The sequence below is a fragment of the Microcystis sp. Msp_OC_L_20101000_S702 genome (genome assembly GCF_007095705.1).
Lineage (GTDB): Bacteria > Cyanobacteriota > Cyanobacteriia > Cyanobacteriales > Microcystaceae > Microcystis > Microcystis ichthyoblabe_A.
The window spans coordinates 1-15233 of sequence record NZ_SFBO01000185.1 but is presented as its reverse complement, the minus strand read 5'-3'; the positions used below and the strand labels follow the sequence as shown (position 1 = coordinate 15233).

Sequence of the window (15233 nt, the reverse complement as noted above, 5' to 3'; positions counted from 1 at the left end):
TAGATACCAGATGATAGAGTTGATTAAAACTCAGTTTTTGGGAGTTTTCAAAGAAATATTGGCGATAATGGTAGTTAGCTAGATTGAACAAATTTTTTGACAAGAAGGCATAATGGTCGGTTTCTGACCATAAGGGATGGTTTCGACTGATAATATGACGTTCAACTAGCTTCATATCTTGATTATACCTGATAACGTTCTTAAAATCTATCGGTGGCCAAAGTTACTTATTTTAGTTATCTAGCTACAGAAATGAGTAACTTTAAAAGGCTTTAGGTAGGTTTTTGGTTTCTGTGGTTAACCCAAATTATCCCTATTCTTTTTCCTTCCAGACAAACACCAGAAGAGCTAACTCTTGGGGTTGATGCTTTTCGTTTTTGAATTGGCGCACTGATAACTGATTAAGACATTTCTAACATTCTTTGAATCGGCAACAGTGCCTTAACTCTTAAATCTTCAAAAATAGTAATTTCTGGAGTTTTATCTCGCATACAGAGATACAATTTTTCGAGAGTGTTCAGTCTCATATAGGGACACTCATTACAAGCACAGTTATTTAAAGCTGGTGCGGGTATAAATGCTTTCTCTGGCGCGGATTTTTGCATCTGGTGAATAATCCCCGGTTCTGTGACGACAATAAAGGTTTTTTCGGAACTTTTCAGGGAATAATTTAATAGTGCCGTCGTGGAACCAATATAATCGGCATGGCGTAAAACCGATGATTCACACTCAGGATGGGCGATAATTTTTGCTTCTGGATGGGCAACTTTTAATTCTATTATCTTGCGTTCGGAAAAAGTTTCATGGACAATACAACTACCCTGCCAGAGAACTAAATCTCTGCCAGTTTGCTGACTGACATAACGACCTAAATTGCGATCAGGAGCGAAGATAATCGGTTGATGGACAGGGATTTGATTCACTATTTTGACTGCGTTGGAACTGGTGCAGATAATATCACTCATGGCCTTAATTTCTGCACTGCAATTGATATAGGAAATCACGATATGATCGGGATATTGGGCTTTAAAACGAGCAAAATCTTCAGGATGACAACTATCAGCTAAAGAACATCCCGCATCTAAATCCGGCAGCAATACCAACTTATCCGGATTTAAGATTTTAGCTGTCTCTCCCATGAAGTGAACCCCCGCAAATACGATTACATCTGCTGGCGTTTGGGCAGCCTGCTGGGATAAACCTAGAGAATCACCAATATAATCAGCTATATCCTGTATGTCAGAATTTTGATAGTAGTGAGCCAGAATAACGGCGTTTAATTCCCTTTTAAGCTCTTTAATTGCCGTAAATAGGTCATCAGGTAAGCTCGATCGATTTGCGGGTTGAACAGTTGTGAACACGGTGAGATTTATGGTTATTTTTACCAAATACTAAACAAGTCTCTACATCATAGCAAATTTTTCCAAGGAGAGACCACAAACAAAAAAAGCTTGATACAACAGCGCTCAAACGACTGACAACCAAGCCCCGATAATGTGTGATAAGTTTAACTTACATAGGATTGATCAGTCTTTGTGTCCTTTGTGTCTTTGTGGTTCGTTCCACCCCCTCGCTAGGAAGAATGTATCTTAGAATACATTTTACCCACCAAACCCAAGGGAGCCACCATTTTTCAAAAAGTATATAGCGTGTTCTATTCGCACGAGGTACATTATTGATGTTCAAAAGCTTAATCAGCAAAGGTTTAAATGTGCCGTACAGGTACGAGAACCGCTATAGTTTATTTTTGGGAAATCCCTAAACGCTGATATTCTATCTGGATACAAGCATCCATAATCACATTTAAACCCGCCTCGATCGCCCTTTTTTCCGCAACTGGGTGATAAATTTTCAATTGTGTCCAAAGGGTAGCAGCCTGAATAGCAATAGCTGACTCGACAATTTCAGGTAGATAATCAGGATGACGAAAAACGTTAACAATATCCACGGGTTCAGGGATAGCCTCTAGAGAAGGATAGCACCTTTGACCATCAATTTGCTTGACCATCGGATTGACAGGATAGACTCGATAACCCACCGCTTGCAGAAATTTGGCTACCTGATAGCTGGCGCGACTCGATTTCTCAGAATGCCCCACCACTGCGATAATTTTACTATTGCTGAAAATGGTTTTGAGCGCACCATCGTCTCCTTTAATATTCGGCATTGTCCCACCTATCTTAGAACAGAGTTTCGTTTCCCATAAAGATGAAGTGTAACCTAATTTGGTATCGACTTTTAACTGCAGCTTTAGCCCCTCTGGAGAACTGGCAGCAATGTTTAACTTTTATATCGGAAAAACAGTTAAGTAGGTAGGTGTTAAAAGTTGTCAGACACCCCCCTTATCAAGGGGGGCAGGGGGGATCCCCCCGCCTATCGGCACCCCCCTTATCAAGGGGGGCAGGGGGGATCAGAGGCAAAATCTATCTTCTATTTAATTATAACTACTTACTTATTACCAATCCCAATCAATTCCTCGGTATCTGTAGGAAAATTTACCCGATGGTTGCCCCTAAATCCTCTGACTTTAGTTAGTACAAAACCTCATGAATTATCTTAGTGTTATCATTCCGACTCTTAATGAGGAGTTAAGAATTGCAGCAACGTTAAAACAGATAGGTGAAGGAGTAGAAATTATTGTTGTCGATGGGGGAAGTACAGATAAAACCAGAGAAATAGCTGAAAAATTGGGAGCAAAAGTAATTATTTCACCGAGCAAAGGTCGTGCATTTCAGATGAATTTAGGAGCCAAAATAGCGAAAGGAGATATTTTGTTATTTCTACATGGAGATACTTTACTTTCCCAAAATTATCAAGAGCAAATTATCAATACTTTATCTCAATCTGGGATAGTAGCGGGGGCCTTTGAATTAAAAATTGATGGAGAGGAAAAAACCCTGCGTTTAGTGGAAAAATTAGTTAATTGGCGTTCTCGCTGGTTTTCTCTTCCCTACGGAGATCAAGGAATATTTTTAAAAGCCTCAATATTGACCGATTTAGGGGGGTTTCCTGAGTTACCAATTATGGAAGATTTTGAATTAATACAAAGATTGAAAAAAAGGGGTAAAATAGCCATAGTTTCTACTGCGGTGATTACCTCAGCAAGACGTTGGCAAAAATTAGGAGTTGGCAAAACTACCTTAGTTAATCAATTAATAATTATTGGTTATTATCTAAAAATTCCGCCGCATTTGTTGAAAAATTTTTATCGTTTATGGTAATTAGGGAGAACTACCACTAGATTCTGATTACTTCTGGGAGTCTGTCGATAAAAATTTTTGTCTCCCGAAGTACCGATCGATAGGATAATCGATCATTGGAACATCTGCTCTGAGAATATGTCTCTCGATCGCCGTCAATTTCTTTATCTTTTAGGTGCTACCCTTGGCACAGCCACTCTTGCCGGTTTTAACCGTGCCGCTTTTGCTGCTACTGGTCCCTATGGTCTTATTGCCCTACCCTATAGCTATGATGCCCTAGAACCTTATATCGATAAGGAAACGATGCAATTTCATCACGATAAACACCATGCAGCCTACGTTAATAATCTCAACACGGCAGTGGCAAAATATCCAGAATTGCAGAAAAAAACAGTAGTAGAATTAATTAAAAATCTTGACTCTTTACCCGCCGATCTTCGCATCACTATCCGCAATAATGGCGGCGGCGATCTTAATCATACGATGTTTTGGCAGATTATGTCCCCCGATGGCGGTGGCGAACCAACAGGAGAAATAGGAGCGGCAATAATCGCTAAATTTGGCAGTTTCGAGGAATTTAAAAACGCTTTCAACCAAGCAGGTACTAAACTTTTTGGTAGTGGTTGGACATGGTTGGTGTTAAATAAGTCAGGACAACTAGAAATTACCAGCACTGCTAACCAAGATAGCCCCCTAATGATGGGATTACAGCCAATTATGGGCAATGATGTCTGGGAACACGCCTATTACTTAAAATATCGTAATCAACGGGCTGAGTATTTAAAACAGTGGTGGAATGTGGTTAACTGGGAGGAGGTAAATCGCCGCTATCTTCAGGCAAAAGCTTAACCATGACAACTTTTACGGTAACAGTTCCCGCTACCACTGCTAATATTGGGCCCGGCTTCGATTGTCTCGGAGCGGCCTTAACCCTATATAATCAGTTTACTTTTACCCTGCTGCCGGCAACGACAGCTAACCCTGTCAGCATTAGTGTCAAGGGAAATGAATCAGCTAAAGTTAGCCAAGGGGCTGATAATTTAATCTACACTTCTTTTTTGCAAGTTTATCAAAAAATAGGACAGAATCCGCCCCCTATCGCCATCGAGATCGGTTTAGGGGTTCCCCTGGCTAGAGGTTTAGGTAGTTCTGCTACTGCTATTATCGGTGGGTTAGTGGCTGCCAATCAATGCGCGGGCAATCCTTTATCTATGGGGGAAATCGAAGCATTAGCGATCGCATTGGAGGGCCATCCAGATAATGTGGTGCCGGCTTTGCGGGGCAACTGTCAGCTATCGGCAGGTGATAGCACAAATTGGGCTATTTGTCAAGTATTTTGGCAAAAAAATCTCATTCCCGTCCTAGGGATTCCCGATTTTGAACTGGCTACGGAAAAAGCTAGGGCGGTTTTACCGGAAAAAATTAGCCGTCAGGAGGCTATTTTCAATATTTCCCGCTTGGGTTTATTATTGCGGGGATTAGAGACGGGTAACGGCGATTGGCTGAGAATTGCCCTAGAGGATAAACTGCATCAACCCTATCGCCAATCTTTGATCCCGGGTTACGAAAAGGTGAAAAAAGCCGCCATTAATGGGGGTGCTTACGGGATGGTAATTAGTGGCGCAGGTCCGAGCCTATTAGCTTTAACTAACCCTGAAAATGCCCAAAAAACAGCCACAGAGATGACCAATGCTTGGGAGGAAGTGGGGATTAACTCCAGTGCCAAAATTTTGGCTTTAGATACCCTAGGGGCCCGAGTAAACTGTTAAGCCTCCAATTTACCTGTTAAGAGTCCCTGACATTTGAGATAAAATTAAGTAAAAAGCTATGAGGAGTCAGTCATCAGTCATCAGTCATCAGTAATCAGGAGTCAGAAGTCAGGAGATTATTTTTATTTATTCTCCCCACACCCCACACCCCACACCCCACTCCCCCTAATCTTGCCACTTATGACCGTAGGATCCAGCTTACAACAGTTAAAAATAGCTTCATCGGGAAGATTACCCAGCAGTTACGGGGTCTATTTTAAGAATACCCTGGTGGCCCTCTGTCATGCTCTTGAAGATCATATCTTGCAAACTAGCAGCCCAGACAGTACAAATAAACCACTGGTTTTAGTCACCTTTCAACAGGGAAAATGGTATTTACAGGAAGCAGAGCGCTATTTAGATATCGCTCGCTCTTCTCGTCATATTGCGATCGCCGCCGTGGCCGATAGTGGTTTTTCTGAGCATAAAACCGGCAGTTTAGAGAATGTTTCGCTAGTGAACTTAGATAATAGCGATAGTTTGGTGAATGAGTGGAATTTAATCATTCTTTCCCCCGATTACGCCTCCATGGTACTCTGTCATGAGTTATCCCCGGAAGAATACCGGTCCGATAGTCAACCCCAAATAGACACGGAGCGAAAATTCTACGGTTTATGGACATTCGATCGCGATTTAGTCGAAAAAGCCGCTAGGATCTTAATTGAGCGTCTGCATCCCTATAATCCCAGTCTAGCGGCCGATTTAAGCAGACAACAGCAGGAAATTAGTCAAAATATTAATCCCATTCCCACGGATTTAACCGGAGTAGTCTCTCGCATTGTCACCTATCTGCAAACCAGTCAACAGCAGTTAGTCACCGTCAGCAGACAAGCGCGAGAATTAAGCGACTTAGAAGGACAAGCATCCCGTTTAAATAAAAATTTAGCCGCTAATAAACTGCAAGCTTTTCTAAGAATGGCTCAAAAAGTCGATGAAAGAGATATTGATAATCCCCTTGCTTCCCTACAGGTGGCCGCTTTAGCGGAAATGTTGGGACAATTGCTCGATTTACCCACCCTGAGATTACGACGCTTACGATTAGCAGGTTTATTATACCGCATCGGTCTAGCGGAGGCTCCGATCGAAGTTTTTAGACAGCGTGCCAGTCAGTTAGAGGGAGCAAATGCGTTATTTTGGCGGGATCGATCGGTGTTAGGCGCACAATTACTCGCCACTATGCCCGAATTAGCCCCAATTCAACAGATTATTTACCATGAGTTTGAATACTGGGATGGTAGCGGGGTTCCCAACGGCTTAAAAGGGGAAGAAATCAGCCTAGAGTCGAGAATTTTAGGATTATCAGCCTATTTTCAGGAATTAACTCAACCGCGAGGCGACCGACTAGCTCTAGATTTGGGAGAGGCCCTAGAGCGCTGTCAAAATTATAGCGGGATTCGTTTCGATCCCGCTTTGGTAGAAAAATTAAGTTCGGTAATTCGTCTGTGCGAAATGGGATGGATGCAATTACCCGATCGCCCTAGTCAAGTCCCCGCCGTCTGGTTAGAATCAGTTTAGGATTAGACTCCGATTAAACTCTGCATGGCACGTCCCATATTAGCCGGTTTAAAAGCTGCCATGGCCGCGGTCGGTTCATAGCCGCAATGTACCATACAATCGGCACATTGAGGATTGCCACTGGCCCGACCGTAGTTATCCCAATTGGTTTCTTCTAAAAGTTCCCGAAAGCTTTTGTAATGACCTTCGTTAAGCAGATAACAGGGTTTTTGCCATCCTAAAAGACTATAGCTAGGACTACCCCAAGGCGTGCATTCATAGTCCTGTTCACCGATGAGAAAATCGAGAAAGAGAGGATTATGGTTAAAATTCCACTTTTTCTGACCTGATTTCCAGGGTGAGAGAATTTCTCGGAATAAAGCTCTGGTTTGCTCCCGTTTTAAGAAACTATCTTGATCCGGGGCCCACTCATAACTATAACCGGGGGAAATCATCATGCCATCGATGCCCAAAGTAGCGAGAAAATCGAAAAATTCCTGCATTTCTCGCGGATCTGTGCCTTCAAAAACCGTGGTATTAGTAGTAACCCGAAAACCTCTCGCTTTCGCCGCTTTAATCCCTTTTACTGCCTTATCGAATACTCCCTCTCGATCCACACAGCGATCGTGATGTTCTTTGAGACCATCCAGATGGACACTAAAGGTAAGATAGGGTGAAGGAGTAAATTTATCTAGGCTTTTTTCCAATAACAGGGCATTGGTGCAGAGATAGACGAATTTTTTTCTGTCCACTAACCCCTTGACAATTTCATCGATTTGTGGGTGTAAAAGCGGCTCGCCCCCGGGAATGGAAACCACGGGAACCCCGCATTCTTCCACCGCTGCGAAACATTCTGCCGGGGTAAGATGATTGCGGAGGATTTCCGGGGGATGTTGAATCTTACCGCAGCCAGTACAGGCTAAATTACAGCGAAATAGGGGTTCTAGCATTAAAACTAAGGGAAAACGCTTTTTTCCTGCTAGACGCTGTTTCAAGATATAGGAAGCAACCACTAAAGCTTGTTGTAGTTGGACAGCCATTTGCTCACACCAATAGGATTCTAAGTCATTATAGACTGTTAACAGGACATCAAGGCATAGAACCCTAGAAAATGGCAAGATAAATAAAAGCTGGTGGCTTTTTTGGCTGTTTACTTGATTATCACCTTGATCTAGCTGATGGCTTCAAGACTACTGACTTGAAGGTGGGAAGTGGGAAGTGGGGAGAATAAATAAAAAAGTCTCCTGACGACCGACTCCTATCTCCTGACTACTGACTCCTAACCTTAACGACAATTTTTGATTTTTACCAGAGGTCTATTATGAGTTCTTTAGGCGATCGCTTCAAGAAATTTGCGGGTAGAACTCGCTATGTGGTCTGTCGCTTATTTTTGCATCTCTACGGCCAAGAAATCGCACCGCTGATCGGTATTCTTAATCGTACCGGCCGGGAGGCGATCGATTCCGAAGGCGATTTAGAGGTCATGGGAGAGGGTTTAGTAGAAATTTGTCAAAATCTGCTGCAGATGAACCTCTATTGGTTTTCTATAGCTAATGAGGGCGATGTTTTTTGGCATGAGGGGGAAGCGGGAGACTACGTTAACGAACTGTTTACCGATTCTGCGGCCAGATACCTAAGTGAATCGGTGTCTTCACAGTTGGGGGAAAACGAACCCTTAACTTTACCCGTCACCGATAACTTAGTTGTTATGATCACAATAGCCTTCGAGGGTGAGAGTGCTGCTTTAGAAACTAGCCTAGCCGATCGAGAGGCCCTGGAAGATGGTTTAAAATCAATAATTAACCTTCACTACCAAGGTCGGCTGCGTGCGATTCAGGTACATTTTTCTCCTGCTCAATTGGGAGATGAATTGACCAATGAGCAACTATTACTCAATTTCCCCGAATTGCTGCCTTTATAGTCTTAATTTTGCCCTTATGCTGCGCCAAGTAACGACAATCTTTTTAATTCTTACCCTTTGTTGCACAACGGTGGCCTGTGGTTCGTCGTCAAATCAAACTCAGTCACCGTCAGCTAATAACAGTAGTGTAAGACGAGAATCCAATCAGGTTAGTAGCGGTCGCTACGAGGTGCAACAAGCTACCTACGATGACGGAGATGGCACTTATACCTTAATGCTGTTAAACACCCCCGGGGGGACTTCTCCCCTCTTTCGCACCACTAACCTGCAAATGGCTAGATTAACCGAGGAGGACATTGCTAAAGGGGAAAAAACCGCAGTAGAAATCAACGGTGATCAGGCTACCCTGTACATGACCGAAGATTTTAAAATTGAGTATGTCCATAATGTCACGGAAGTGCGGAACAATCCCCAAACCGGACAACAAGAAACCGTGGTGATTCGACAAGAATCGAGTTTTTGGAGTCCTTTTTTCGGTGCTGTTGCTGGTCAAGCTTTGGGTAGTTTGCTCTTTCGTCCTCAATACTACGTTCCTCCCCTCTATACTCCGGGGGGTGTGATGACCGGTTTTGGTGGTTACGGTTCCACCTATAATCAGGCAGTAGATCAATACCGGACTAAACATAATAGTCCACCTCCGGCGGTCAAAAACCGGCAAACTCTCCGTTCTACTGGCAATTTACGTCGTTATCCTAGCAATACTCCCTCTAGTCCCAATCGCAGCACCACCACCACCACAAAACCCAGTGGTTCCGGTTATGGTTCCAGTACCCTGAAGAATTCGGGTAAATCTGATAATGTCAAACGTTCTCCTAGTTTCGGTTCCTCTGGTTCCCGTCGTACCCCTAGTCGCAGTGGTTTCGGCAGCAGCAGACGCGGCCGACGTTAGGAGGATTTGACTGGAGTGGTGGAAGATTAATCCTGTCTTCCCCACCTCAGAGATTGGGGATGGCAGCTACTTAAGAAGCAACCATTTTGCGAATTTCCGAATAGAAAACCGTTTGGCGATCGCCATTGGCCGACTGAATAATACTGGTACGCAATCTCAGATTAGGACTAGCAAACCAGATTCTTTCCTCGATACGATGGTGATTGTCCTCGATGGTTAAAGTTAAAGCTTGATCGCTTCTGAGATGATATTCTCCCAGCGCTGCCGATTTACCGACCGCTGTGATTAATTTTCCTTGCCAAGAATTTTCTGAGGGTAGCCAAACTAAATAGCTAGAACCGATTTTTTTCGGTTGTCCATAGTCCACGGAATTATCCCAAGTCGCTTTCCATCCCCCTAGACTGGTCTGGGACTGACAGTTATTTTCTAAACATAATTGCACCACATCGGCAGCATCGGCAGCCAGCAAATCGATGGTGATTTCTGCTTTATTATTGGCAACTTTTTGGGCAGCTAATTGATAACTGGTGCGCTGAGAAAACCATTTACCCGCACAGAGATTAATAAATTCTTGAATGTCCATGAATGGCTGTAGGCAAAGATCGATCGCTCTGGAAGAATAGATTATTTATTCTATCCTATCCCTAGACGTTGGCCAATTTTTGCAAAGATAAACGGGCTGCTTCCCGCACTTGTGGATGTTCGTCCTTGACCAAAAATTTTAAGGCTGCGATCGTTTTTTCCGCCGGAAGCTGGCCTAAAGCTTCCGCTAATCGCTGCCGGATTAACCAGTCATCGGAGTTAACAAAGGTTAAAAGCTTCTCGACGGTTTCCACTGCTTTGATTTCCCCAAGAGCGGCAATAGCGGCCTGTTGAATAACCGCTTCGTTACTATCGAGAGCCGATAATAACACCTGTTTAGCCCGAATATCGCGTAAATTGCCCAAAGCGACGGCAGCACTGAAGCGGACTAACCATTGCGTATCTTCGTAAAAAGCTCGTTGTAGGGGTTCAAAAGCGCGAATATCTTCTAAATAACCTAAGGCCCCCGCAGCATCGGCGCGAATGCCATAATCGGCATCATTGGCTAACAAATCTACTAGGATAGGAAAGCATTCCTCGGTTTGTTTGACTCCCAAAGCAAAGACAGCCATCGATCGCACCGGCAGCATTTCATCATAAAGGACTTTTTTGATCAAGGGTACAGCCTCCTCCGGGGCTACTTCTCGCAGGGATGCCAAGGCCAGCAGACGATCTTTGGAGTTGCTGCTTTCTAACTGCAGGGCAATGGTTTCTATATCAGGCTTGCTCATTTTTGTCAATCACTTGTAATATTTCTTTAATTCTAACGCAATTTTTTCTAAGTCAGCAGCCCTAGTGGACTGAAACAGCTAATTTCTGTCTGTTACAGTGTTTCTCATAAAGATGAAGTGTAATCTAATTTGGTATGGAAGACCGACTCCCGAAAACGAAAACTTCGTACCTGCTCATTAAGATAACTGCTCTAACTAATATCCTTAACAATAGGATTAATTTAGCTTAAACCTCCTGTAAAAGTAAGTTTTCGAGGTGCTATCGGCTCAAAATATCGAAAACCTCAGATAAATTTGACATAATCTTGGGTTTTATGGACGGGATAGTTGTTTCTTGTCTTTTTTCTCCTCCTCTGGACTGTCTCGGAGTCTCCTCACGGAAGATTTTTGATTTTTGCAGGAACTCTCTTAAACAAGTTGGGGAAGTGGTTCTACAAAAATTAACTTTATTTATGTTTAAAATGCTATCATGAAGCTTGCATCGTAGATTTCAGTATATATTGAGAAAACCATGACTATTTCTGGCAATAAAATTACAGAAAGCATTATTAACAAGCTACAGGAAATTCCTCTAGATAAACAAAAACAAATCTTAGAATATGTAGAAGCTCTCACGGAGGAAAAGGAGCCGTTATCTTTCCCTAAAAAACGAGTCTTTGGGTTGCATCAGGGAAAAATTTGGATGAGTGATGATTTCAATCAACCCTTACCCGATAATTTCTGGAATTTTGACTCATGAATATTCTCTTAGATAGTCACACTTTAATCTAATTTTCCCAGAATTCTCCTCAGCTTTCCTCATGAGCAATTAAGATGCTAGAAGATAGAAATAATCTTCTTTTCTTGAGTTTGGTCAGTGTCTGGGAAATACAGATCAAAGTACAGTTAGGCAAATTAAATTTAGATATTTCTCTCTCGGAAATAGTTAAAGATCAAACTAAAATTAATGATGTGCAGATTTTACCCCTGAAATTATCTCATATTTGGACATTAGACACCTTACCTTATTATCACAAAGATCCGTTTGATCGTTTATTAATTTCTCAAGCAATTACAGAAAACCTAATTATCCTGGGTGTTGATTCTGTTTTCAATTCTTATCCCGTGCAAAAAATATGGTAAAAAATGTCGTTTGTTTTCTTTTTATTACTGGTTACAAAATTTCTAAAATCTCAAAAATAAAGCTCATAATTGAGATTATATAGTTATGCTAAAAACTACCCGAAGTCTGGTTAAAATTTTCTCTGTTGATGCTAATAAAAGATAGTAATCAAATTCCCGAATTAAAGGAGAAGGAAGATGGAGTTTTATCCTTTGTAAGAAAATTACGAATAGGCAGTTTAAATGCAGTACAGCTTATTAACAATTCTGATTAATCTTCTATTAAGATAACTTCGGTTGACGGAATCGATAAACATCAATGATCGCCTGTACCCAACCATTAGCAACGGATTCTAATAATCGATCGCCTTTTTCTTTACTTGCATTAGTAGCATCTCCCATCACTCCACTTTTAGTTAATTCCTTAGTTAACCAAGCAAAGGGTAATTTTCCTTCCATAGTTAACAGACTATTTTCTGGCAAACCCTGGGGATATTCTCGGACAGCCCGCTCAATTTTGACCTGTTCTGGCAGTAATGATAACATAATGCTAGTTTCCACATCTCCTGCATGAATACCGTATTCTAATTCATATTCCGAGAATAATTCAGCCGCATTGTGGGGAACTCGCCAAGTGAAAAAAGGAAATACTAAAAAATCGGGATATTGTTGGTGAATATCTCTAGCGGCAATTTCCATAACTTGCGGTTGTCCGCCGTGAGAGTTCATTAATACTAACTTGCGAAACCCCGAACGATAGAGACTTTCAGCTATCTCTTGAATGAGGGTTAATAAGGTGGCTGCCGAGAGGGTAATCGTGCCGGGGAAAGACCAATGTTCGTTAGATTTTCCGTAGTAGAGACAGGGTAAAGCAAAGGCGGGAACATTTGTATTTAATTTCTCGAAAGCTTTGCCCAAAACCCCTAAACTAATGGCAGCATCGACAGCAATAGGGAGATGGGGTCCGTGTTGTTCGATCGCACCGATGGGTTGAATAATTACCACATTTTCCTTATCTAGCATTGAATCTATATCAGTCCAAGTAAGATAGGGAAAATAACGATGAGGGGGAATAAAACCGTGCATCATAATCCTATTGGGGGTGAGGGATTAGGGTTAAGTAGTCGTGCAAAATTAATTTCCTAGTCGAGACAGGAGACGGGAGACGGGAGACGGGAGACGGGATAAAGCTATTAGGGATCGGATTTGAGTTTTCAGTTCACTGTTTACTCACAGCAGAAGTCTGACGGAGTAGTGGCTTAGATGTGTAATTAATTGTGCTTAGATACTTATGGAAAAAATTACTGTTTATTTGGTAATTGTACCACTAATTCTTGGCAAGGTTGCCAATCATCTTCATCGGTAATGGTTGGACAAAACGAATCCCTATAGCAACAAAACCTGTTTCATTAATTATATTTAAATTATATAAGAGCGATCGATCTTTGTGTCCTTTGTGTCTTTGTGGTTCGTTTCACTCGCTCGCCCGCAGGACTGTATCTTAGAATACATTTTACCCACCAAACCCAAGAGAGCCTATCGTCGGGCAAAAACACCAGGAGTGACTTGTTTTTTTACCCTTGTTACTGATTATCTTTAAGCCTTTTCTTTAAGTATTGTTGTTAATGTAGCTTATTATAGCAGTTCTCACACCTGTGTGGCACATTTAAACCTTTGCTAATTAAGCTTTTCAACATCGATAATGTACCTCTTGCGAACAGGAAACGCTATAAGATCAGCGACCGCACTTAAACTCACAGCTTCAATGAATGTGCATGGTGCGTTCCCAAAAATCTATCGGTGGAGTAGTATGAGCCATCTTAGGGAACGCACCCTACGGCTAAAAGGAAAAAACGCTTCATGGTTTTGGGGTGGTATTGCCGTCTATTTTACGGTGGTGAGGATGTCAACGGCAAAATTTCCGTAAAGAGGGTGATTCCCATTGATTAATATGTCAAGTTCCCTGCCGTAAAGAATCCATCGATACTTGAGGCAATGATGATAGAACTGAATATTTCCTTAGAAGCCACCGAAAAAACAACCGATGAGATAAGACAATGCAAGAAAGTGATCGATCGGCAGTCGGACGAGTTTAACCAGTGGATGACCGGAATCAAAACAAGGCTAGATGCGATCGCTGGTAAGATCGAAAAATAGCGAAGATTTAAAAGGGAATCCAATCAACTCGGTCAATCCATTCTTCTGCTTCGGATGCTTCCCAAATCAGATATAATTCTTCTGCCCAGATTTCTAAATTAGCACTGGGGCGCAACCATAGTAAACCCCAAATACGTCCACCCTTATCCCAATGGTTCTTCAGGTGTCCAGGCATACTGCGACGATTATTGGTAACTAACAACCGTTGAAATGACGCAACATAAAGTTCCCAGTGGTGGTGCATCGGGTTCACCTACTCGCAAAATATCGAGATTAGGATTCAATCGCAACAGAGATATTTTGAGGTCTGGGGATAAGTTTTCATCTAACAAAAACCGGATTTTCATGCGAGGTTTAGTTCTTGCTGTTTCCGTTTTAGTTTTAGTTGTCTTAGGCGTTGAATCAGGGGGGATGGCTCGGTATTTAACCACTGCTGGTATTGTTCTTCCTGCCAGTCACGGAGGCGCTGAAGATAAGCATCTATCAGGGTCTTATTTTGATAGTAATAGGTGAGAGTAGCGTAAATTTTCTCTAGGTTTAAGGTGGGTAACTCTTGGAGAATCTGCTGGGAAGTATAACCTTTTAAATGGTAGTTGATAACATCCTCAATCCCAATGCGATGCCCTTTAATGCGGATGTCATCTGGAGCAAAAACTTCAAAGTATTCTTCTAGTTGCATGGTTTTCTTGGAGCAAACTTTTTCTTTTAATTGTAGCACCGCTACCAGTTATCAGTGAACAGTTATCAGTCCGGCTCTTTGATAACTGTTCACTGATAAGTAGTCGTGCAAAATTAATTTCCTAGTAAAGATAGGCACTCATGCAAGAGGCAAAAGGCAAGAGGGGGTTAGATATGTGTAATTAATTTTGCTTAGGTACTTAACTGAAAAGGTGTTTCTACTTCCAGGGATGAAGTGCAAGAAAGGCTGCCTTGCCGGTGACATAGCTCCCCGTCCTCAAAAAATAGCCTCATCTGTTGCCAATGCTAAAACTTCCCGATGAGTAAGGACTCTCTATTTTTCCCCCCTCTAATATCAGCTAAACTTATCAATAGCATAAGTAACAATATCGTCAAACTTCTTTACAAACCGTTACATAACCCTTAAGATGAGAACATCATAAATCAATCAAACCGCACTCATAAACCAATGACCACCACCTTACAACAGCGCGAGAGCGCTTCCCTGTGGGAGCAGTTCTGCCAGTGGATCACCAGCACCAACAACCGTCTCTATGTCGGCTGGTTCGGTGTGATCATGATCCCCACCCTGCTCACCGCCACCACCTGCTTCATCATCGCCTTTATCGCCGCTCCTCCTGTAGATATCGACGGTATTCGCGAGCCTGTAGC

The 15233-nt window shown here is 42.3% G+C and carries 17 protein-coding genes and 1 pseudogene; 10 read left to right on the top strand and 8 right to left on the bottom strand.

Annotation, left to right across the window (positions count from 1 at the left end; genetic code table 11):
• Window positions 1–401: 401 nt before the first annotated feature.
• Window positions 402–1361: a quinolinate synthase NadA gene (gene nadA / locus EWV60_RS19305; protein WP_002731625.1), complete on the bottom strand. Its 960-nt coding sequence runs from the start codon at window positions 1359–1361 to the stop codon at window positions 402–404.
• Between the two features lie 380 nt (window positions 1362–1741).
• Window positions 1742–2167, bottom strand: coding sequence for a CoA-binding protein (locus EWV60_RS19300; protein ID WP_002733015.1), 426 nt, complete (start codon window positions 2165–2167; stop codon window positions 1742–1744).
• Window positions 2168–2546: 379 nt separating this feature from the next.
• Between EWV60_RS19300 and EWV60_RS19295 the strand changes: the two genes are divergently transcribed.
• The 4 genes from EWV60_RS19295 to EWV60_RS19280 all read left to right on the top strand — a co-directional run bounded on the left by EWV60_RS19295 (window position 2547) and on the right by EWV60_RS19280 (window position 6523).
• The gene (locus tag EWV60_RS19295; protein ID WP_287234109.1) at window positions 2547–3221 is read left to right on the top strand and encodes a TIGR04283 family arsenosugar biosynthesis glycosyltransferase; all 675 of its coding nucleotides are present in this window, start codon (window positions 2547–2549) and stop codon (window positions 3219–3221) included.
• A gap of 117 nt (window positions 3222–3338) precedes the next feature.
• Complete coding sequence (locus tag EWV60_RS19290) at window positions 3339–4049, top strand: superoxide dismutase (protein ID WP_002777166.1); 711 nt, start codon at window positions 3339–3341, stop codon at window positions 4047–4049.
• A gap of 2 nt (window positions 4050–4051) precedes the next feature.
• Window positions 4052–4969, top strand: coding sequence for a homoserine kinase (gene thrB / locus EWV60_RS19285; protein WP_287234107.1), 918 nt, complete (start codon window positions 4052–4054; stop codon window positions 4967–4969).
• 180 nt (window positions 4970–5149) lie between these two features.
• Entirely contained in the window at window positions 5150–6523 is a 1374-nt protein-coding gene (locus EWV60_RS19280; RefSeq protein ID WP_002752229.1) for an HD domain-containing phosphohydrolase, read from the top strand.
• 2 nt (window positions 6524–6525) lie between these two features.
• On the opposite strand, the gene hpnH is transcribed toward EWV60_RS19280, so the two are convergent.
• A complete protein-coding gene (gene hpnH, locus EWV60_RS19275; protein ID WP_002791540.1) occupies window positions 6526–7542 on the bottom strand; it encodes an adenosyl-hopene transferase HpnH in 1017 nt (338 codons plus the stop codon).
• A 281-nt stretch (window positions 7543–7823) separates the two neighbouring features.
• On the opposite strand from hpnH, the gene EWV60_RS19270 reads away from it, so the two are divergent.
• The gene (locus EWV60_RS19270; RefSeq protein ID WP_287234103.1) at window positions 7824–8423 is read left to right on the top strand and encodes a DUF1517 domain-containing protein; all 600 of its coding nucleotides are present in this window, start codon (window positions 7824–7826) and stop codon (window positions 8421–8423) included.
• A complete protein-coding gene (locus EWV60_RS19265; protein WP_103112452.1) occupies window positions 8380–9312 on the top strand; it encodes a hypothetical protein in 933 nt (310 codons plus the stop codon). The genes EWV60_RS19270 and EWV60_RS19265 overlap by 44 nt, the downstream gene beginning before the upstream one ends.
• A 70-nt stretch (window positions 9313–9382) precedes the next feature.
• On the opposite strand, the gene EWV60_RS19260 is transcribed toward EWV60_RS19265, so the two are convergent.
• Window positions 9383–9895 (bottom strand): phycobiliprotein lyase, encoded by a 513-nt coding sequence (locus EWV60_RS19260; RefSeq protein ID WP_002791543.1) that lies wholly within the window; start codon window positions 9893–9895, stop codon window positions 9383–9385.
• Window positions 9896–9956: 61 nt separating this feature from the next.
• Window positions 9957–10625, bottom strand: coding sequence for a HEAT repeat domain-containing protein (locus EWV60_RS19255; protein WP_002752215.1), 669 nt, complete (start codon window positions 10623–10625; stop codon window positions 9957–9959).
• Between the two features lie 511 nt (window positions 10626–11136).
• Between EWV60_RS19255 and EWV60_RS19250 the strand changes: the two genes are divergently transcribed.
• Window positions 11137–11364 (top strand): DUF2281 domain-containing protein, encoded by a 228-nt coding sequence (locus EWV60_RS19250; protein ID WP_149106847.1) that lies wholly within the window; start codon window positions 11137–11139, stop codon window positions 11362–11364.
• Window positions 11365–11438: 74 nt separating this feature from the next.
• Complete coding sequence (locus EWV60_RS19245; protein WP_287234098.1) at window positions 11439–11747, top strand: type II toxin-antitoxin system VapC family toxin; 309 nt, start codon at window positions 11439–11441, stop codon at window positions 11745–11747.
• A gap of 261 nt (window positions 11748–12008) precedes the next feature.
• On the opposite strand, the gene EWV60_RS19240 is transcribed toward EWV60_RS19245, so the two are convergent.
• Window positions 12009–12815: a creatininase family protein gene (locus EWV60_RS19240; protein WP_103112451.1), complete on the bottom strand. Its 807-nt coding sequence runs from the start codon at window positions 12813–12815 to the stop codon at window positions 12009–12011.
• Window positions 12816–13724: 909 nt separating this feature from the next.
• Here EWV60_RS19240 and EWV60_RS19235 point away from each other — a divergent pair.
• Window positions 13725–13883, top strand: a complete 159-nt coding sequence (locus tag EWV60_RS19235; RefSeq protein WP_287234112.1) for a hypothetical protein — start codon at window positions 13725–13727, stop codon at window positions 13881–13883.
• Window positions 13884–13890: 7 nt separating this feature from the next.
• Here EWV60_RS19235 and EWV60_RS19230 read toward each other — a convergent pair whose 3' ends face one another.
• Window positions 13891–14127 (bottom strand): hypothetical protein, encoded by a 237-nt coding sequence (locus tag EWV60_RS19230; RefSeq protein WP_287234095.1) that lies wholly within the window; start codon window positions 14125–14127, stop codon window positions 13891–13893.
• A 99-nt stretch (window positions 14128–14226) separates the two neighbouring features.
• Entirely contained in the window at window positions 14227–14562 is a 336-nt protein-coding gene (locus EWV60_RS19225; protein WP_072927904.1) for a DUF433 domain-containing protein, read from the bottom strand.
• A 468-nt stretch (window positions 14563–15030) separates the two neighbouring features.
• Between EWV60_RS19225 and EWV60_RS19220 the strand changes: the two are divergent.
• Window positions 15031–15233 (top strand): annotated as a pseudogene (locus EWV60_RS19220) (photosystem II q(b) protein); the annotation flags it as partial.

Excerpts from the sequence above, each read along its gene's own strand:
- thrB (WP_287234107.1), top strand. The coding sequence starts at position 4,052 with ATGACAACTTTTACGGTAACAGTTCCCGCTACCACTGCTAATATTGGG.
- EWV60_RS19265 (WP_103112452.1), top strand. The coding sequence starts at position 8,380 with ATGAGCAACTATTACTCAATTTCCCCGAATTGCTGCCTTTATAGTCTT.
- EWV60_RS19290 (WP_002777166.1), top strand. The coding sequence starts at position 3,339 with ATGTCTCTCGATCGCCGTCAATTTCTTTATCTTTTAGGTGCTACCCTT.
- EWV60_RS19300 (WP_002733015.1), bottom strand. The coding sequence starts at position 2,167 with ATGCCGAATATTAAAGGAGACGATGGTGCGCTCAAAACCATTTTCAGC.
- EWV60_RS19250 (WP_149106847.1), top strand. The coding sequence starts at position 11,137 with ATGACTATTTCTGGCAATAAAATTACAGAAAGCATTATTAACAAGCTA.
- EWV60_RS19255 (WP_002752215.1), bottom strand. The coding sequence starts at position 10,625 with ATGAGCAAGCCTGATATAGAAACCATTGCCCTGCAGTTAGAAAGCAGC.
- EWV60_RS19245 (WP_287234098.1), top strand. The coding sequence starts at position 11,439 with ATGCTAGAAGATAGAAATAATCTTCTTTTCTTGAGTTTGGTCAGTGTC.
- EWV60_RS19235 (WP_287234112.1), top strand. The coding sequence starts at position 13,725 with ATGATAGAACTGAATATTTCCTTAGAAGCCACCGAAAAAACAACCGAT.
- EWV60_RS19230 (WP_287234095.1), bottom strand. The coding sequence starts at position 14,127 with ATGCACCACCACTGGGAACTTTATGTTGCGTCATTTCAACGGTTGTTA.
- EWV60_RS19280 (WP_002752229.1), top strand. The coding sequence starts at position 5,150 with ATGACCGTAGGATCCAGCTTACAACAGTTAAAAATAGCTTCATCGGGA.
- EWV60_RS19295 (WP_287234109.1), top strand. The coding sequence starts at position 2,547 with ATGAATTATCTTAGTGTTATCATTCCGACTCTTAATGAGGAGTTAAGA.
- hpnH (WP_002791540.1), bottom strand. The coding sequence starts at position 7,542 with ATGGCTGTCCAACTACAACAAGCTTTAGTGGTTGCTTCCTATATCTTG.
- EWV60_RS19240 (WP_103112451.1), bottom strand. The coding sequence starts at position 12,815 with ATGATGCACGGTTTTATTCCCCCTCATCGTTATTTTCCCTATCTTACT.
- EWV60_RS19270 (WP_287234103.1), top strand. The coding sequence starts at position 7,824 with ATGAGTTCTTTAGGCGATCGCTTCAAGAAATTTGCGGGTAGAACTCGC.
- EWV60_RS19225 (WP_072927904.1), bottom strand. The coding sequence starts at position 14,562 with ATGCAACTAGAAGAATACTTTGAAGTTTTTGCTCCAGATGACATCCGC.
- EWV60_RS19260 (WP_002791543.1), bottom strand. The coding sequence starts at position 9,895 with ATGGACATTCAAGAATTTATTAATCTCTGTGCGGGTAAATGGTTTTCT.